The following is a 19,002-nucleotide window of genomic DNA, read 5'->3' on the forward strand; positions in this document are numbered from 1 at the left end:
TGCGGGGCAACGCGGAAACGGAAGCATCGAAACTTGGTGGAGAAGGGCGCAAGCAAGCCGGCGACGATCATCGATTTCTTCATCCGCGAACTCGCCGGCTTCGCGTCCGAAGCCCTGCACGGGCAGAAATGACATTCGGCAGCAGGGGGGCAGAGTGCGCGAAACAGTTGACGACAACGCGGAAGCTTTTCTCGAGGCGATGGTTGCAAGCGAGCACTTTTCCGGCGTCGTTCTGGTCACGTCCCGGGAGCGGACCGTTCACAAGCGCGCCTATGGGCCGTCAGGAAAGGTTCAGCCGAACCGGACGGACCGCCGGTTGCATGTCGGCTCGCTCACGAAACAGTTCACGGCAGCGGCCATCATGCAACTGGCTGATGCCGACGCGATCAAACTCGACGATCCGATCAACGCTCTGCTGCCGGAGACGTACCGCACGCGCATCTGGAGTGAAATTTCCGTCCGTCACCTTCTGACCCACACCAGCGGAATCCCCGATTACGCGGTTATCCGCGACTATTACGATGTGACAGATGGATGGGCGTTTTCCGCGACGATCGACGGCATGATCCGGGAGGCGATGGGACGCCCGCTCAACTTTGCGCCCGGCGCGCGGTTTCAATATTCAAACATCGGCTTCACCTTGCTCGGCAAGATCATCGAGCATCGCAGCGGGCGACGTTACGCGGACTATCTAAAGCAGGAGTTGCTGGCCCCCCTCGGAATGGCGGATTCCGAGATCCATGACGAAGACTCCCGGTCGCGGCCGGACGATGCCCCGGGGCTTCGGTGGGACGATAGCGCCTGCAGTCATGTCGCCGATGATGTCGTGTCTCTGCCCGTCACCCCCGCCGATGGCGGCCTGGTGACCACCGCGGACGATTTTGCGCGATGGGTCGGCGTCTACAGGCGCATGGCGCTGCCCGGGCTTACGAAACCAGCCCTCGAGCGCATGCTTCAGCCGGTCGTGCCCATCGATGCGGCGCGCTGGCCCGGACGCGATCTGCGCGGCCCGGCCTGCTACGCTTTCGGCGTGATGCGAAGCGGCGACCTGATCATGCATGAGGGCAGCATTGTCGGGTTCCGGAGCTATTTCATCTACAGCCTTGATGACGATCTGCTGATCGCGGTCTTTTCCAACAATACGGCGAATGATGTGTTTCGAATAGCCGCGGGGCTTTTCGGCCTATACGATCACGCTTGAGTGCTGTTTGAAGGCAGAAACTCAAAACGCGCCAAGGCTGAACGGGCTTGCGGATGAGGTTTCTCCAGGTGACAACGCGCATCATTAGCCTCGCCCTCCTCTGGTGTCTTCTTCTGCCGCTTTCGCTTGCAGCGGCCCCGTTGTTTCCCTCGCAACCGCAGGCGGATCGGCTGGCGGCCCTGGACCGGTTCTGGGCGGAGTGGAAGCGCTCCTATCTGCGCGACGGCTGCGGCGGCGCTGACAGGCTTCATCATCGGGCCACAGGATCACTGCCATTTCGTCTTGCTGGAGGAGGACAAGTGCTTTCTCGCGGCCTCGCGTGTCACGATGAGCCGCGTCGCAACCCGGATCGGCAATTGTTCCGGGGTGGATATCGATAAATCCGGGACCTTCGATCTGTCCCCCGGGACGGTACGGACGGCAGTGCGCCGCTCCTGACCGACCACATCGCGAACCGCCCTATATCCGCTTAAACCGGGCGGGTCCGTTCTGTACGAAGAGTTCGATCTCCAGCGTTTCGGCCTTGTCCTGGCCGCCGGAGAAGGTGGCGGCGGAGCGGGAACCGGCGGGGGCGTTCTCGGTTTCAATGTCGAAAACCATCATCGCGCCGTCCCATGGCATCAGCGGAAAGGCTTCCGGTTCTGGGCCGGCCAACAGGACCAGGCCGCCGTTGTCAGCCTCGCGCACCTCGACGGTTCCGAAATAGGGGTGGCTGTAGCGGCCGATGCAATAGCTTGCAAGGGGCGGCGCAGCGGCCGCCTTCGGGAACGGCATTCCAGCGGTCTCGCCCAAAGGTATATAATCGCCGGCAAACAGCGCCGCGTAGCCTGAAAACCAGTCGCGGGTCACGCTGCCGGTCTGCACCATGTCTGTAAAGCTCGCGCCGATCGCCTCGACCGCGCCCACCGGCGCGGCGTTGGAGAGGACGATGATCCCGACGTCGAGCGAGGGGATCAGCGCGAAATAGGTGCCAGCGCCCAGGATGAAGGCGCCGGAATGGCTGAGGATAACCCGGCCGCTCTCGGTGGTGCCCACCCCGAAGCCATAGCCATAGAAGCCCGCGCGTTCGTCAGGGCTGTGCGGCCTGCTGGAAAAGCTCTGCGGGCTGATCGCCGGCTGCAGCGCCTCGGGTCTTATGAGGTCGCCGCCATCGGCGAGCACCATCTTCATCCAGTTCGTCATGTCATTGACCGACGAACTGACGCCGCCAGCGGGCGTCTGGGCATCGGGATCGCGCTGATAGAGCGGGGCGAAGCCATCTGCGGTTCTGGCATGCGGTGTCGCCCGGTTTTCACGCGCCATGAAATCCTCGAAACGCGCGCTGGTTACAGTCATGCCGAGCGGCTCGAAGACTGCCTCTTCCGCCAAGTCGCTCCAAGCCACGCCGGAGGCTTCGGCGACGGCTTCCGCGGCCGCCGTCAGGCCGAAATTCGTATAGGCGTAGCTAATGCGGAAAGGCGAAAGCGGCTGGAGCCTCAGCCGTTCGAGAATGGTCTGGCGGTCGAAGCCGAGGTCTTCGAGGTCATCGCCGGCATGGCCGGGCAGGCCGGAGCGATGGCTGTAGAGGTCGCCGATGGTCAGCCGGTCGCTCACCGCCGCGTCGGACAGTGAAAACCACGGCAGAAGATCCTGCATGCGGCTGTCCCAGGAGACCACGTCGCGGCTGACCTGGCGGGCAACGACCGTCGCGCCGACGGATTTGGAGAGCGAGGCGAGCTGGAACACCGTATCGGGCGTGACGGGCAGGGCGCCGTCGCGCGTGCCGAAGCCCTTGGCGTAGACGGTCTTTCCGCCATGCACCACGGCGACCGCAATGCCCGGCACGCCGCTGCGCGCCTTGATGTCTGTGACAATGCCGTCAAGGGCTGCCACAGCCTTGTCGATCTGGCCGGGTGGAACCGGAACAGCCGATGTGCGAGAGGGCGGCAGCATGTCTGCAAGTGCGGGGAGCGGGAGCAAAGTGAGCGAGGCTGAAGCCAGTGCGGCGGAAGCCAAGAAACGGCGGCGCGAAGCCCTGAACTGTGACATGGAAAACCTCTCTCCTTGTTGCAAATTGCCGGCGCGGCCGGAATATCTCATATTCGAATGCTGACGCGGTCAACACCTCGTCAAAGCGGCAGCCCCAGCCTGAAGAATATCCTGAGTCCCTCATCCTCGCCGTTATCGGGACTGTACCACGGGACGGCGGCGATGAGCTGGAAGCTCATCTTTTCCGCAAACATGCCGCTCACGCCGACGCCGACGGACCCGAGCGAATCGCGCGCATAATCGGCGCTTGCCGCCTCGTTCCAGACAACGCCATAATCCGCAAACGTCGTCCAGGTCAGACCCGGAAGCGCCGACCAGCCTGTCTCGACATTATGGCTGAGTTCAAGGGCGGCCGCCGCGCCGCTGGCCCCGGAAAGCGTGCCGCCGTCAAACGCCCAGCCGTAGGGATCGCCGCCGAGCGAGAACTGCGCCGCTGCCGGCAGCGGCGTTGCCGAATACTGCCCGGCACTGCGCAGCCGGATGGCCGTGTCGGCGCCCAGATCATGCGCGATGTCGAAGTTCAGACGCGCGAAGCGATAGTCCTCGGGCACATCCGGCAGGGTGGTTTCCTGCCCGAGCCCCTGGCCGAATTCCGCCGTCGTCAGGAATGCCGTGTCTCCGTTCTGCCGGTCATAGGTCAGAGACATCGCCGCCCAGCGCGTCTGTTCGCGCGCCGCCCGTGCGCCCATCACATAGACGCGGTCATTGCGCAGATTGACCTCGATCCTGCCGAAGAGGCTCTGGTCGATCGTACGGATAAAGGGATAGTCGAGCCGCGCCGTGCCGATCACGGACTCGATATGAATGTCGTCCGCCTTCAGATCGCCGCCCGGCTTTTGGGTGATGTAGGAGAGATCATATCCGGCGGACAGGCCGTTGAAGCCGATCGGGATATCCTGCGAGGCCTGCAAGAAGATCATCTCCTGCGGCGTGTTGGGAACGGTCACGCCGACAAGGCTTGCCGTATCGAAAAGCCCCAGCATGTCGTTGACGGTGACATTGCCGGAAAGCTCCAGCGGGCCGACCTCATCGGTGCCGAGATTGTCGAGACCGACGCCGCCCGAGGCGCGGTCGAAACCGATATCGAGGTGCAGCGTTCCGCCGCCTTGCGGGGTCTCCGGCCGGATCAGCGTGCCTTCTATATCGAGCCCGCCGAGGTCGCTCATCAGCAGCAGAATGCGCTCGGCCTCCTTGATCCGGATCGGCCGCATGGCGATGATCCGGTCGATATAGGGCGCAAGCCGCTCGCGGATACCCGGAATGGTGCTGTTGACTTCCAGCGTCCCGACATAGCTTTCATAGACGCGGAGCGTGATCTTGCCGGAGGAAAAATCCTGGACCGGCACGACGGTCATGGCGAGATAGCCCGCGTTCAGATAGCGGGCGTCGATCTCCGCGGCGATGCGGTAGAGATCGGCAAGCGTGATGACCTTGCCTGTCATGCCCTGCCAGAGATCGGAAAACGCCGTGCCGGGCAGCGTTTCCGCGCCCTCAACGGTCAGCGAATTCAGCGTGAAGCGTACCTGCGCGGCATCCTTTTCGGGGGTGCGTTTGCGCTGATCCTGAACCTTGATATCGACCGTGCCGATACGCTGGGGCGGGGTGAACCGCTCGAGAATGGTCGTCTGGCCGGCAACCGTCTGCTCGATCCGCTCCGCGGTTTGCGCGAGCGCGGTGTCGGTACCCGTGAAAAGGCATAGGGTCGCGAGCGCGCCACAGGCGAGAAACCCCCACCAGGAGGAAGTCGGGCGCGCGGGCGGACCGCTCTTGAGGGATGTCCCCGGAAGGCTGCCCTGCGTTTTTTTATCGTCAGTCAGGGCAAGCAATTGCAGGCGCGTTATCGCCAGAAAAGCGGGTTTCTCTGACAGGGCCGTTTGACGCATGGTTCCCCCCACACTGATCGTTGCATAAGGGACCCACTCTTGCATTCAGCCTGATGACGGCGGCGCGGTGCGCCGGAATTGACGAGACCCTGTTTTGCCAAAGCTTATCGGTCAGCCGTTCCGCGTTTGGAATCCCCTGTTTAGGGGGGTATGGGCTGCCCCAGCCAAAGCGCCATCAATGCCGCGCGGCTCGAAACGCCGTATTTGCGGTAGATCCGCTTGACGTGATCATGGACGGTATGTGGGCTCTGGCCGTTGTTTTCGGCAATATTGCGTTCCGAAAGTCCCTGCAGCAGGTCGCGCAGCACCCTGGCTTCCATGGGCGTCAGGGGGTCGGATGCGACCCCGATCCCTTCCGAGAGCATCTGAAGACGATAGAACCAGCGGATGCCGCGCAGGGCGTGCGCCACGATCCGCCGATCACGCTCCGAAAAGCGAGGCTGCGAGAGCTCGCGGTGAAAGCCGATCTGGATTTCGGCATCGGCATTGATGGGAATGCCCACCCAGATCGAATCCAGCCGGTCCAGCCCGCGATAGAAGGTTTTGTAGGAATAGCTCTCAAACCATTCGGGCGTCGCAAGCTCATCAAGCATGAACACCCGGAATTGTCCGGCAAGCTCGGCGTTGCGGATCGTGGTGATGTCGGGCTCGCCCTTCTCCATCAGGGCGAAGGCTTCCTGGATGGTTCGTGCGGCTTCCGCGTCGGGATAAAGTGCTGACAGGCTTCGTGGCCGCCATCCGAAAAGCGGGTCGCGATGCACGTTGTCGGCAAGCCTGACGGCGCCGATCCAGTCGGCCTGTCGCGCGTCGATCATGTCGCTGACGACCGTCAGCAGATGCACGCGCGCCTCGGGCATGCGCGACGCTTCAAAATCCGAAAGCTCGTCCCAAAGCGCATAAATTCGTTCAGTATCGATTGTTTCGTCCAGCATGAGCCTGTTTGACCGTCGAAAATGGCGTTTCCCACTCTTTAACGTTAGCAACTATCAAAATTAATGGGAGGACGGTCAAGAAAACATGCGAGCCGTGTCGCGTTTGCCGGAGACCGGTTTGCTGTATTGAACCTAACCGGGAAGGCCGTTGAATTTTGGGATGTTGTCCAAACCGGCGTCCCATTCCGCGCGGCTTGCGAGGCAAATATGCGCACGTGGCCTTATATCAATCGCGCTATCAAGGCTCCCGGCCGGGACAACCACCAATGCCCCCTCCAACTGAAGGCTCGGCACTGCCGATCCGCAGCTGGTGCAGAAGCTTTTTTCGTGCCGGGTCCCCGGAACCTTGTAGCTTCGGACGCTCTCAATTCCGGAAATCCAGCTTAATGTCGCTGTCGACGAAAACAAATTGGCCGCATGCGCCGACCCGGTATCTTTTCGACATCGCGTGCAGTGACAAAGAAAGAAGTTCTCAAACGCACCTGAGATTTCAAATTTGACGTCACCACACAGACAGGAGCCAGCTGTAATCGAGGTCATGATGAAACGCTCCTGTTCAATTTCATTCGTGTGATGCGGCGTATCCGCGGCAGCGCTGCAAAGAATCGTCAGCGGCGTATGCCCGATGCGAACCGTTTATGGCTTCCCGCCCTTCAGGTCAAAACCCCTGATCCGGGGATTCCAATCATTGGATTGCTGAACAATAAGCGCCGGCGGAGCTTGATGTCGTAAGCAAGTCAACACGGTTTCCCGATCGTCGAAGGCGCTTCGAAGGCATGGTTCTGCGCAATGATTTCAGGGGAGCAACCATGCGGCAAGGCCAATCAACCAAAAGACCAGTTCATGTATCCGTGCGTTCCCGCAAGCGCCCGAAGGGCGTGGCCAAACATGCGCTCCAAGCTGCTCCCAAATTGGCATTGCTGGCTTCGACCGCGTTTCTCGCGGTTTCGGGACCGGCGCTCGCAGGCCTCTGGATCAATACTGATGTTACCGTCGATGGCATCGACGGCGGGCCGTACGGGACAGCGATTTCGGAGACCGATTTTGTTTCGGTGGGGGTGAAGGATCCCGCCTCGCTGACGATCTCCAGAGGCGGGACGGTAACCGCTCCCATCGCCAATATCGGCACCAATCAATACGGCGCGGCAACGATTACCGGCGTTGGATCGCGTTGGTATGACTTCGTTATTTCGCGCGTGGGCTGGAACGCCGAAGGCGTGCTGACCATCACGGACAGCGGCGCGATGAGCGGAAAGGACATGGTTCTCGGCGCAAACGATATTGCGCAGGGGACAGTAAATCTGTCCGGTTCCGGCTCCAAACTGGCGCTCACCGGTGCATTGACCGTGGGTAGCAAGGGCACCGGTATGCTGATCCTGTCAGGCGGCGGAACGGCAGAGGCGGCAAGCGGCGTCATCGGGGCTGTTGCAGGCGGTTCGGGCTCGGCCATTGTTTCCGGTGCGGGCACGACGTGGACAAGCACCGGCGGCGTGCTGGTCGTCGGCGATCGCGGAAGCGGCGTTCTGACATTGGCTGATAGCGCAACCGTCATCGCAAACGATCGCGTTGAGATCGCTGCGGCAGGCGGTTCTAGCGGCGCCCTCAATATCGGGGCCGCGGCGGGAGAGACAGCCACGGCTGCCGGCGCGCTCCAGACCGGTGCGATCGTCTTCGGCGCGGGTGACGGCAGCATCGTCTTCAACCACACCGACACGGATTACACGTTTTTCCCCGATCTCAAGGGCGCAGGCGGCATCGAAGCCTATTCCGGCACGACCACGCTGTTCGGCAATAACATCTATACCGGCGAAACCAGGGTGGAAGGCGGCATTCTGCGGGCCGGCTCGCTGCTCGCCTTCGCGCAAGGTGGGACCTACACGGTCAATGGCGGCGTGCTCGATCTCAACGACAATGATCTCCTGATGCATCGATTTTCGGGAGCTGGCGGCACAGTCGACCTGGGAACAGCCAGGCTGTCGGTCAACCAGAGCGCCGATACGGTGTTTGGCGGCAGCTTCACCGGCTCCGGTACGCTGGCGATCTACGGACCCGGACGCCTTCGGCTGACAGGGACGACGAGCGCCTATAGCGGCGAGGTGCGCATTGCATCCGGCACGCTTGAGATCAACAACGCATTTTCAAGCGGTTCCGGCTTCATTGGAACCGTTGCCGGCGAGGATGGCCGCGTCGATGTCACCGGTACGGCGGCGCTGTGGACGCTGAATGGTGCTCTCAATATCGGACGCACTGGTTCCGGCGCGCTTGTGATCGGCGAAGGCGGCGGTGTCAACGCGTCGGGCAAGATCGCTGTCGGCAGCGCATCGCTTTCCTTGCCCACGGGCAGCATTACGGTTACCGGAAAAGGATCGCGTCTTTCCACCGGGACCGGCGGGTCGCTGACCATCGGTTCGATTGCGGGCAGCGGGCTTGCGGTCGAAAATGGCGGCGCTGTTACCAGTGGAACGGCCACGCTCGGACCGTCCGCATGGACGAGAGGCACGGCGACGGTCAACGGGACCGGGTCGCTGTGGACCACGGATACGATGAAAATTGGCAGCGCGGGCGCCACCGGCGTGCTGACGGTTGCCGATGGCGGCACGGTTCGTGCCATGAACGCGTTTTCAATAGGGACACGGGGAACGCTGAACATCGGTGCCGCGGCAGGCGAGGCGGCTGTCGCCGCGGGCAATATCGACACAGCGCTGATCGATTTCGGCACGGGCAGCGGCAAGATCGTCTTCAACCATACCAACGCGGATTACACCTTTGCGTCCGCTATCACCGGAGCGGGGGGCGTCGCAGTCTATTCCGGCACGACCATTCTGACGGGTAAGAGCAGCTATACCGGCGGTACCGATGTGTTCGGCGGCAAGCTGGTGGTCAATGGCGCCATAGGCGCGGTCAATGTTTCCGCCGCTGCCATGCTTGTCGGCTCCGGAACGGTCGGGGACACGGTGATTTCGGGTGTGGTCGCGCCGGGCAATTCCATCGGAACAATGAATGTCGCCGGCGATCTGAGGCTTGGCGACGGCGCGGTCTACCAGGTCGAGGTCAATGACGGCGGAGCAGACGCCGGCATCAATAATGACCTGCTGAAGATTGCGGGCGCGGCAACGATAGACAAGGGCGCAAGTCTCGTCGTTCTGGCGGAGCGGTCCGGCGATACCGGCGCCGGCTATGATCCAATCAATGTCTATACCGTGGTGACGGCCGAAGGCGGTATCACGGGTGGTTTCGGCAGCGTGAGCGAAAATTTTGCCTTTCTCGATTCCTATCTCGGCTACGATGCCGCAAATGTCTATCTGACGCTTCAGCGAAACGATGTCGATTTTGTCGACGAGGCAAGAACACCCAACCAGAAGGCTACGGCGCAGGGGCTGGACAGCCTGCCGCCCGACACGGCGCTTTATCGCTCTATCCTAGGGCTCTACGAGAATGAGGCGCCGCAGATTTTCGATGCGCTCTCCGGCGAAATCCATGCATCCGCCAACACTGTTTTGAGGGATGAGCCCAAAGAGATCGAAAAGGCGATCCTCTCCCGGATTAATGCCGCCTTTGCCGCAGACGCGGCGCAGAACGGCGAGACATTTTCGGAGGATCCGGTCTCGGTCTGGTTCAACGCTCTGGGCGGGCTCGGGCGCTATCAGGGCGATGGCAATGCCCACACCGTGGACACATCCAGCGGCGGAGCCCTGTTCGGCGGCGACGCCCGTGTCGGTCAGGACTGGCTGTTCGGCCTTACCGGAGGTTACATGCATTCCTCGATTGACGAGAAGGGCTTTACGGTTTCAGCCGATACCGACAGCTATTATATCGGCGGGTATGGCAGCACGCAGGCAGGTCCGTTCAACCTCAGCTTGGGCGGCTCCTTCGGCCACCATGCAATCTCCACCAAGCGGACCGTGCCCTTTGTCGGGCTGAGCGAGCAGCTGAACGCCGACTATGATGCCCAAACGCTGCAGGCTTTTGCGGAAACGGGCTGGCGGTTCGGAGACGAGGCCGGATATGTGCAGCCGTTCGCGGCGGCGTCCTATGTCAACCTGAAGACCGACGGTTTTTCCGAGACCGGCGGCATGGCGGCGCTCCATGCGGCATCCCAGACGCAGGATCTGTGGACCACGACGCTCGGCCTTCGCGCCGGCCGTGACATCATGCTCGGCGAAACGGCGGCACGTCTTTCCGGACATGCCGGCTGGCAGCATGCCTATGGCGATCTCAACGGGATCTCCGTGATGGCGTTCGATGGCGGCAGCAGTTTCGGGATCTCCGGTGTTCCAACGGCCCGGGACGCGGCTCTGCTCGGGGTCGGCCTGTCTTTCGACCTCTCCAACGAAGCCAACCTTTCCCTTGGTTATGACGGGCAGCTTGCCGAAGGGGTGCAGGATCACAATTTCAACATGCGCTTCGACCTTCGCTTCTAGAGCGTGAAAGCGGCATGGGGCGGGCCTTCTGCCAGAGACAAACCAAAACAGCCTTCGGTGGCTTGCTGGACTGCAATAAACCTCCGCCGGCCTGGCTTGGCCAATCGGCAAAGCGACTGTTTCCGGTGAAGTCAACCGGTTTCGGCATCCGGCAACAGCAGAGGCGGAGACCTAGCCGAAACGGCGTTGCCGCTGGCAGCGCCCTTGAAAGAGGAGGGGGGGTTCTACGACCGTTAAAGGAACGAGGGTTGCGGGAGAGCCGGTTCTCCAAATTGCGGTGACAATTCTTCTGTCATGATATAACTGGAAGTGTCGATTTCCCAGCGCCTCCAAAGCGGTCAAATTTGCCTATAGCTTACCGAATAAAGCGTTTCATCCTAAATTCAGCTTGGGCGGCGCGTTCAGAACAGTTGAGTGTTACATGCAGGAATTCCTTTCTCGAAACAGTCTGATTTCGCCAGAGACGATCGTCGAATCAGGATGGCTCGGACATGCCCCCTTCGCATTTCATCTGATTTCTGAGCTCAATCCCAAGGTTTTTGTCGAACTTGGCACTCATAATGGTTTTTCCTACTTTTGCTTTTGCCAGGCAATCAAGAAACATGACCTGCAAACGGCATCCTTTGCCGTTGATACCTGGGTTGGCGACGAGCATGCCGGGTTCTACGGGGAGGAGGTCTTTGAGAATGTTTCTCGGGTAAATGAAAGCTATTCGGCCTTTTCCCGCCTTGTGCGCTCAACGTTCAGTGACGCAGTGTCACAGTTTCCCGATGGATACATCAACCTGCTGCACATCGACGGACGCCATTTTTACGAAGATGCGAAGAATGATTTTGAGGAATGGCTTCCGAAGCTTTCGCAGAACGCCATTGTTCTGTTCCACGATACCCAGGTCAGAGAGCGCGAATTCGGCGTTTGGAAACTGTTCGGTGAATTGAGCGAAAAATATCCGACTTTCAATTTCCATCACCAGCACGGGCTCGGAGTTCTGGCGCTCGGGGAGGTCCCGGAATGTCTGGCGCCGTTCATGAACGGCGATGACGATACCGCAACCGAGATAAGACAAGCTTACAGTTTGCTGGGGGACAAGGTTGCGCGCGAGTGGAATGCCCTCGTTGCGAAAGCCGATCGAGATGCCTTGCGAGATGAAACGGGGCGACAGAAGGTCGAGATGGATCGGTTGAGGGCCGCGCTGGAAGGAGCCGAGGCGACTGCTGCGAAATATGAAAAGCAATATTTCAAGCTGGCCCACAGTCTCGATCAGGCCGAGAAAAACACGATCAAAGTGCGTGAACTGAGTGATCGTCGCGAACAGCGGATAGACGAGTTGCTCGGCCAGATCGGCATTTTGACCGGGCTCCTCGAGAAAGGCGCCGACGAGATACCGCGATTGGATGCTCGGCAATCCCATGCCGAACCCAAGAAGGTGGCGGCGCCGAATGGCGCTCTGGCGCGTGAGTTGCTTAAGCCAAAGCTGCGTGCACTGAATTGGAAAGCATCGCTCCGGCACCCTTTCTCAAGCCGGAAGCGGAAGAAATACCGGCAGAAACAGCGCGAGAAAATGCTGCGCCGCCTTGATGGCTCGATCTTGATGGATACTGCGCCGGCTTCTCAAACCGTCCGGAAGCTGATTAGTCGCAGAAAGGCAAGGTATACCGCGCTTTATCGACACCCATTCAATGCGAGGAAGCGGAGGGCGTACCGTCGCAATCGTATCGACCAGGCACAGTTATTGCTCCAGGACGCCTTTGTGTCGGAGGCGGATCCCAGGCCCGAGACGATCTGTTCGTCGCGACCGATCTCCATTTCTCCCCGCCTTTGGTTCTATGTCGGCGACACGCTCGATTGGCTTGAAGCGCATCAGAGGCTGACGGGCGTGGGACGGGTATCCGTCGAAATTCTGAACGCTGCGTTGAGCGAAGAGCGAGTTGATTTCATACCGTGCCGCACAGGACGGACCGGCCTTGACCTGATTGGCATGAGCGGCGCTGAGCTGAACGCCGATCTTTTTTCGAAGCTCGGCGGAAGCTATCAGGAGGGCGTCGGAAAATTCGATGCGGTTCGCGCGCCTTCCAAAGGTGACCATGTTTTTTTCACCGGCTTGGTCTGGACGCCCAAGTTCACTGCGCTCTTCCGGCACCTTTTCCAGAAGGGCATCGGCTTTTCCGTTCTGGTTCACGACATTATTCCTCTTGAAGGGGGGGCGGATGTCGACGAGGCGCAGTCAAGACGTTTTGCGGAATGGCTGACCGTTGCCCTTCAGACCGCAGATCGCATCTATGTTTCCACGGAATTCGTGCGTGCGCAGATTTTGCGCTGGGCGATCCTGGAAGGCGTAGAGGTCGGTGCGCAAATCGTCAAAGCGCCCTTTGGAGCGCATCCTCTGAAGCAGATTGCTGCCCCTGAGAAACAGCTTCAGCAGGACAAATTCGCCGATCTCGAGGTCGATGATTTTGTTCTCAGCGTCGGCACGATCGATGCGCGCAAGAACCAGGCTATGCTTTGCCGCCTGTGGCGCTTGTTGCTGGAGAAGGGGCATGATGTGCCTCAGCTGGTTCTCGCCGGGCGCAATGATGCGGGTCTGGGCTCTCGGGATTCGATCTATCGTGATCTTGTCGAGACAGGGAAACTTGTTGTCCTGTCCGGACTGGATGATGAGGAAATCGCGGCGTTGACGCAGGCCTGCCGCTTTACCGCATTTCCCTCGTTGAGCGAAGGATACGGACTTCCGGTCGTCGAGAGCCTTCAGCACGGAAAACTCTGCCTGGCTTCCAATCTTCCGCCTGTCATGGAGCAGGCGAAAGATTTCGCCTGGTATTTCGATCCGAATGACCTTGAAGGTGCTGTCGGGGTATTCTTGAAAGCTCTCAATGACCGCCCGGCCGTCGAGGCAGCGGAAGACAGGATCAAGAGGGAATTTTCTCGTCCGACCTGGTCCGACGCCGTCGACACCTTGCGAAGCGAGGGCCTTGAAGCGGCCGGTTCTGCTCCGGTTCCTGTGATCTCGGGCTGCTACCGTCCCTATTTTCCCGGAGCGGCACGATTTTCGACCGACAAGGTGATGAAACGCGCCGCGCGCTGGTGCACGAGTGTCGATCCGGACGTATCCATTCTGATTGTCAACTGGAACGCTTCTGCGCTCACACTGGAGTGCATCCGTCAGATCTGGCTGAATACGGAAGGTTACACATATGAGATTGTGATCGTCGACAATGGGTCAGGCGAGGAGGATATCGAACGGCTGTCCAAGCCTATCCCGGGCGTTACCTTCATCAAGATCGGTTGCAACCGGTTTTTTGGAGAAGCAAATAACATTGCGGCTGAGGCTGCCAGGGGAAAATATGTCGTATTGTTGAACAACGATGCCTTCCCGCAGTCCGGCTGGCTTTCCGCCATGCGCCGAATGATGGATGAAAACCCTTCGCTCGGCGCGGTGGGACCAATGTTCCTGTGGCCGGACGGTCGCGTTCAGGAAGCGGGCGGGACGATCAACGAAGGCGGATATCCAGTCCGCTATGGGCGCGATCAGGACTTTCCGACACAGGATATCCTGTCGGAGAGGTATGTCGACTATATCTCGGCGGCGGCGCTTTTGATCGATCGTGAAATGTTCATTGCGGCAGCTGGTTTCGATCTCACCTTCGAGCCTGCCTATTACGAAGATTCCGACCTGTGCTTCAAGCTTCGCGCACTCGGCAGGCCTGTCGCCTACTGCCCGGACAGCCGGGTTATTCATATCGAAGGCGCTGCAGCGAACGGCAATACGAAGGCGGAAGCGCGACGCAAGGCTTTGGGCGATGCCAACAGGGACAAGTTTGTCGCGCGCTGGGGCGAGTTCCTGAGAAAACGCGACGATGCAGCATTGTCCGAAGCGCTTGCAGACTTCGTGCCGGACAAGTGGTCCACGCCTCCGCAGGAGACCGCGGAGCTTCCTGTCGCCGTTGTCTATACACCCTACTCGGTCACGCCCGGAGGCGGCGAACGCTACCTGTTCAGCGCTGCCCGTCAACTTGCCCGCACGCACAGGGTCGAAGTGGTTACGCCCAACCGCTATTCTGATCTCCGTTTGCGCCAGATCGGCTCCGCTTTCGACCTCGACCTTGGCATGCTTTGCTTCAAGACGCTCGCAGAGTTCGAGAAGGGCCCCGATCCGGACCTCATGCTGACCATGGGCAATGCCGCGCTGCCGCCTGTCGCGGGCCGCGGTCGGGTGCGGATCTATCACTGCCAGTTCCCGTTTCAGTTGAAGGAGAACGCCAGCAGCGATGGCGACATGCTGCAGACCTACCAGGCGGTGATGGTCAATTCGACCTTCACGGAGGAAAACTACAGGAGCCGTTGTCGCAAGGCCGGGCTTCCGGCCGTGCCGACCAGAATTGTCTATCCGCCTGTTCCCTTGGTCGAGCCTGCGGCCTCAAGGCGTCGGATGATCCTGTCCGTGGGGCGTTTCTTTGTCGGCGGCCACTCGAAGCGGCAGGATCTTCAGATTGAGGCATTCCGGAAGCTCATCGAAAGCGGCGTCAACGACGTGGAATTGCATCTGGCCGGTTCGTCATTCCCGGAGGCCAGCGATATCGATTTCCTCGCCTCCATTCGAGAAGCTGCCGCTGACCTGCCTGTTTTCTTCCATGTCAATTGTCCGATAGCCACGCTCAGGCGGCTTTACGCGGAGAGCCTGATTTACTGGCATGCAACCGGCCTTGGCCGCGATCTTCAAGCGGAACCCGAAAAGGCGGAGCATTTCGGGATCAGTCTCGTTGAAGCGATGTCGGGCGGTGCGATCCCTGTTGCCCTTCGCGCCGGCGGCCCGACCGAGATTGTCACGGATGGTCTCAACGGCTTTTTCTTCGAGGACCTGGATGGCTTGGTTGTCCAGACCAGACGTTTGCTGAACGACACTTCGGACGAAACGTTGGAGATGCTGAGCCTTGCTGCCCATTCGCGCGCTTCCGACTTCGGGTATCAGCGTTTCGAAAGCGCTGTGTCTTCGCTATTCGCGCAGGACGTCGCCGCCGGCGAGTGAGACGTTGCGTGAAAATGAAGAGCCATTCGACGTGCCGGAAAGTCTGACCTGGCACTAGAGCCCTTCAGATTGGATTGGAGTCCGGCCGATCGAGGGCGGACATATGACGAAGCAGGGATTTACGGAAGAGCAGATTACTTTGGTGCTGAAGGAGCAGGGTGAGCCCTTGCGGACGGCGCAAGGGTGGCCGACGTGTGCCGCAAGCACGGGATTTCAGACGCGACCTTTAATAAGTGAAAAGCCAAATACGGCGGCATGGACGTTTCCGGGGCGAAGCGGCTGACGGCGCTGGACGCGCGTTCGGCAAAGCAGCAGCATCAAGGTATGGCAAACAGGCAGCGTTTCAGTGGCAGCGCGCTCAGTCGTGCTTGTCCACCGGCCGAATGCTGTCTCTGGCCTCTATGACAAGTAGGTCAAAGTCACTGCCGGGCTCTTCCAGCATCTCGAAGAGCTGGGTACGCATACGCGGTTCCCAGAACTTGCTGATGTGGTCGGCGACGCCGGCCACTGCCTCCTCATGCGGGCGAGAGCGGAAGAAGGCGGCAATCTGGTTGGCCATATAGGTCAGCTTTTCAGGTGCCATGTCATTTGTCCTCCACCGGACATCCCGGCCGTATTTGCCGGTGATGCGCCATTCTACTCTGCCGCCTCGACGCGTCGCGCCTGTCTCGAAAAGTTCTCATATTCCTCCTGCCAGTCCGTCGGCCCGTTGGATGGCGAGACCTGAACCGCCGTCACCTTGTATTCCGGGCAGTTCGTCGCCCAGTCGGAAAAATCCGTGGTGATGACATTGGCCTGCGTGGCCGGGTGATGGAAGGTGGTGTAGACCACACCCGGCGAGACCCGGTCGGTAATTTTCGCGCGCAGGCTGGTCTCGCCGGAGCGGCTCTGCAGTTTCACCCAATCGCCGTCCTTCACGCCGCGAAGCTCGGCGTCATGCGGATGGATTTCGAGAACATCCTCCTCGTGCCAGACGACATTGTCCGTCCGCCGCGTCTGCGCGCCGACATTATACTGGCTGAGAATGCGGCCCGTGGTCAGAAGCAGCGGGAAGCGCGGTCCGGTCTTCTCGTCGGTCGCCACGTAATCGGTGCGGATGAAGCGTCCCTTGCCGCGCACGAAACCGTCGATATGCATGATCGGCGTGCCGTCCGGCGTCTCGTCATTGCAGGGCCACTGCACCGAGCCTTTCTCGTCCAGCAGGTCATAGGTGACATTGGCAAAGCTCGGCGTCGTCGCGGCAATCTCTGCCATGATCTCGGATGGATGGGCATAGGACCAGTTGCCGCCCATCGCGTTTGCGAGCAACTGTGTCACCTCCCAGTCGGCATAGCCGGCCTTTGGCGACATCACCTTGCGCACCCGGTTGATCCGCCGTTCGGCATTGGTGAAGGTGCCGTCCTTTTCCAGGAAGGTCGAGCCCGGCAGGAAGACATGCGCGTAATTCGCCGTTTCGTTCAAGAAGATATCGTGGACGATGACGCATTCCATCGCCGCCAGCCCGGCCGACACATGCTTGGTATCCGGGTCGGATTGCAGAATATCCTCGCCCTGGCAGTAAAGCCCCTTGAAGGTGCCGTCGACGGCGGCGTCCAGCATGTTGGGAATGCGCAGACCCGGCTCGTCCGAAATCGGCACGCCCCAGGCCTTTTCGAAGATATCGCGGACATCCGCGTTGTTGACATGGCGGTAGCCCGGCAGTTCGTGCGGGAAGGAGCCCATATCGCAGGAGCCCTGAACATTGTTCTGGCCGCGCAACGGGTTCACGCCGACGCCGCGCCTGCCGATATTGCCGGTCATCATCGCAAGGTTGGCAAGACCGATGACGGTGGTCGAGCCCTGCGAATGCTCGGTAACGCCGAGACCGTAATAAATGGCCGCATTGCCGCCCTTGGCATAAAGCCGTGCCGCTTCCCGAACCGTTGCGGCCGGAACGCCGGTCAGCGCCTCGACAGATTCCGGGCTGTTGGCGGGCTCGGCGGCAAAGGCGGCATAATCCTGGAACTCGTCCCAGTCGCAACGCTCGCGGATGAAGGCCTCGTCGTAGAGCCCCTCGGTGACGATCACATGCGCAAGCGCGGTGACGATGGCCACATTGGTGCCCGGGCGCAGCGCCAGATGATGGCTTGCCGCCACATGCGGCGTCCGGACCAGATCGATGCGGCGCGGGTCGATGACGATCAGCTTGGCCCCCTGCCGCAGCCGCTTTTTCAGCCGCGAGGCAAACACCGGATGCCCGTCGGTTGGGTTGGCGCCGATGACGAGCGCGACATCGACGTCTTCGACGCTGTCGAAATCCTGGGTTCCCGCCGACGTGCCGAAGGTCTGGCCGAGCCCGTAGCCGGTCGGCGAGTGGCAGACACGGGCGCAGGTATCGGTATTGTTGTTGCCGAAAACCGCGCGCGCGAGTTTCTGCACCAGATAGGTCTCTTCATTGGTGCAGCGCGACGAGGTGATGACGCCGATCGAATCCCGCCCGTAATTCGCCTGAAGCCGGCGCAGCCTGGACGCGGCAAAGCCGAGCGCCTCCTCCCACGAAACCTCGCGCCAGGGGTCGGTGATATTCTCACGGATCATCGGGTTGAGGACACGGTCCTTGTGGCTGGCATAGCCATAGGCAAAACGGCCCTTGACGCAGGAATGGCCGTGATTGGCCTTGCCATCCTTGTAGGGCACCATGCGCACGAGTTCCTCGCCGCGCATTTCCGCCTTGAAGGAACAGCCGACGCCGCAATAGGCGCAGGTGGTGACGACGGAGTGTTCCGGCTGGCCGATATCGTAAATCGATTTTTCCTGCAGCGTCGCCGTCGGGCAGGCCTGAACGCAGGCCCCGCAGGAGACGCATTCGGAGCCGAGAAAGTCATCGCCGAAACTGCCGGGCGACACGCGGGATTCGAAACCGCGGCCTGCAATCGTCAACGCGAAGGTCCCTTGCACCTCTTCGCAGGCGCGCACGCAGCGCGAACAGACGATGCATTTCGACGGATCATAGGTGAAATAGGGGTTGCTCTCATCCTTCGGCAGATAGCGTGCGTTGACCTCGCCGCCGCCGTCGCGCGTCTTCACATGGTTGCCGCCGTCATAGCCGTAGCGCACATCGCGCAGGCCCACGGCGCCGGCCATGTCCTGAAGCTCGCAGTCGCCATTGGCTGCGCAGGTGAGGCAATCGAGCGGGTGGTCGGAGATATAAAGCTCCATCACCCCGCGGCGCAGCGTCTTCAGCTTGTCGGTCTGGGTCGAGACCACCATGCCATCGGCAACCGGCGTGGTGCAGGAGGCCGGCGTGCCGCGCCGCCCCTCGATTTCCACCAGGCAGAGCCGGCAGGAGCCGAAGGCGTCGACCATGTCGGTCGAGCACAGCTTGGGAATGGCGATCCCGGTTTCCATGGCCGCCCGCATCACCGATGTGCCTTCGGGAACGGTGACCTCGAAGCCGTCGATGGTGAGCGTAACCGTCGCCTCTGATTTCGAAGCCGGTGTGCCGTAATCGATTTCCTTGATCAGGGACATGTCA

General features: G+C 60.7%; 9 protein-coding genes and 1 pseudogene. 4 read left to right on the top strand and 6 right to left on the bottom strand.

From position 1 onward, the window contains the following. Nucleotides 1-154 precede the first annotated feature (154 nt). Nucleotides 155-1,201, top strand: coding sequence for a serine hydrolase domain-containing protein (locus FF124_RS17695; RefSeq protein ID WP_138749810.1), 1,047 nt, complete (start codon nt 155-157; stop codon nt 1,199-1,201). Nucleotides 1,202-1,660: 459 nt separating this feature from the next. On the opposite strand, the gene FF124_RS17705 is transcribed toward FF124_RS17695, so the two are convergent. The 4 genes from FF124_RS17705 to FF124_RS17720 all read right to left on the bottom strand — a co-directional run bounded on the left by FF124_RS17705 (nt 1,661) and on the right by FF124_RS17720 (nt 6,584). Further along, the gene (locus tag FF124_RS17705; protein ID WP_246072526.1) at nt 1,661-3,229 is read right to left on the bottom strand and encodes a serine hydrolase domain-containing protein; all 1,569 of its coding nucleotides are present in this window, start codon (nt 3,227-3,229) and stop codon (nt 1,661-1,663) included. Nucleotides 3,230-3,309: 80 nt separating this feature from the next. Beyond that, nucleotides 3,310-5,112 carry a ShlB/FhaC/HecB family hemolysin secretion/activation protein gene (locus tag FF124_RS17710; RefSeq protein WP_187326994.1) on the bottom strand — a complete coding sequence of 601 codons (1,803 nt, stop codon included), beginning with the start codon at nt 5,110-5,112 and terminating at the stop codon, nt 3,310-3,312. 140 nt (nt 5,113-5,252) lie between these two features. Continuing rightward, nucleotides 5,253-6,044 carry a response regulator transcription factor gene (locus FF124_RS17715; RefSeq protein ID WP_138749813.1) on the bottom strand — a complete coding sequence of 264 codons (792 nt, stop codon included), beginning with the start codon at nt 6,042-6,044 and terminating at the stop codon, nt 5,253-5,255. 132 nt (nt 6,045-6,176) lie between these two features. After that, complete coding sequence (locus tag FF124_RS17720; RefSeq protein WP_138749814.1) at nt 6,177-6,584, bottom strand: GFA family protein; 408 nt, start codon at nt 6,582-6,584, stop codon at nt 6,177-6,179. Nucleotides 6,585-6,955: 371 nt separating this feature from the next. Here FF124_RS17720 and FF124_RS17725 point away from each other — a divergent pair, with 371 nt between their 5' ends. The 3 genes and pseudogenes from FF124_RS17725 to FF124_RS20865 all read left to right on the top strand — a co-directional run. Then, on the top strand, nt 6,956-10,465 hold the full coding sequence (locus FF124_RS17725) for an autotransporter domain-containing protein (RefSeq protein WP_187326995.1): 3,510 nt from the start codon (nt 6,956-6,958) through the stop codon (nt 10,463-10,465). A gap of 421 nt (nt 10,466-10,886) precedes the next feature. Then, the gene (locus FF124_RS17730) at nt 10,887-15,488 is read left to right on the top strand and encodes a glycosyltransferase (protein ID WP_138749816.1); all 4,602 of its coding nucleotides are present in this window, start codon (nt 10,887-10,889) and stop codon (nt 15,486-15,488) included. Nucleotides 15,489-15,591: 103 nt separating this feature from the next. Next, nucleotides 15,592-15,797, top strand: a pseudogene (locus FF124_RS20865) (transposase); the annotation flags it as partial. A gap of 49 nt (nt 15,798-15,846) precedes the next feature. Here the strand turns inward: FF124_RS20865 and FF124_RS17740 are convergent. Together FF124_RS17740 and fdhF are read right to left on the bottom strand one after the other, a co-directional pair. After that, nucleotides 15,847-16,071 carry a formate dehydrogenase subunit delta gene (locus FF124_RS17740; RefSeq protein WP_138749817.1) on the bottom strand — a complete coding sequence of 75 codons (225 nt, stop codon included), beginning with the start codon at nt 16,069-16,071 and terminating at the stop codon, nt 15,847-15,849. Between the two features lie 53 nt (nt 16,072-16,124). Further along, nucleotides 16,125-18,998 carry a formate dehydrogenase subunit alpha gene (gene fdhF, locus FF124_RS17745; protein WP_138749818.1) on the bottom strand — a complete coding sequence of 958 codons (2,874 nt, stop codon included), beginning with the start codon at nt 18,996-18,998 and terminating at the stop codon, nt 16,125-16,127. Nucleotides 18,999-19,002 lie beyond the last annotated feature (4 nt).

This window comes from Martelella lutilitoris (genome assembly GCF_005924265.1).
Classification (GTDB): Bacteria; Pseudomonadota; Alphaproteobacteria; order Rhizobiales; family Rhizobiaceae; genus Martelella; species Martelella lutilitoris.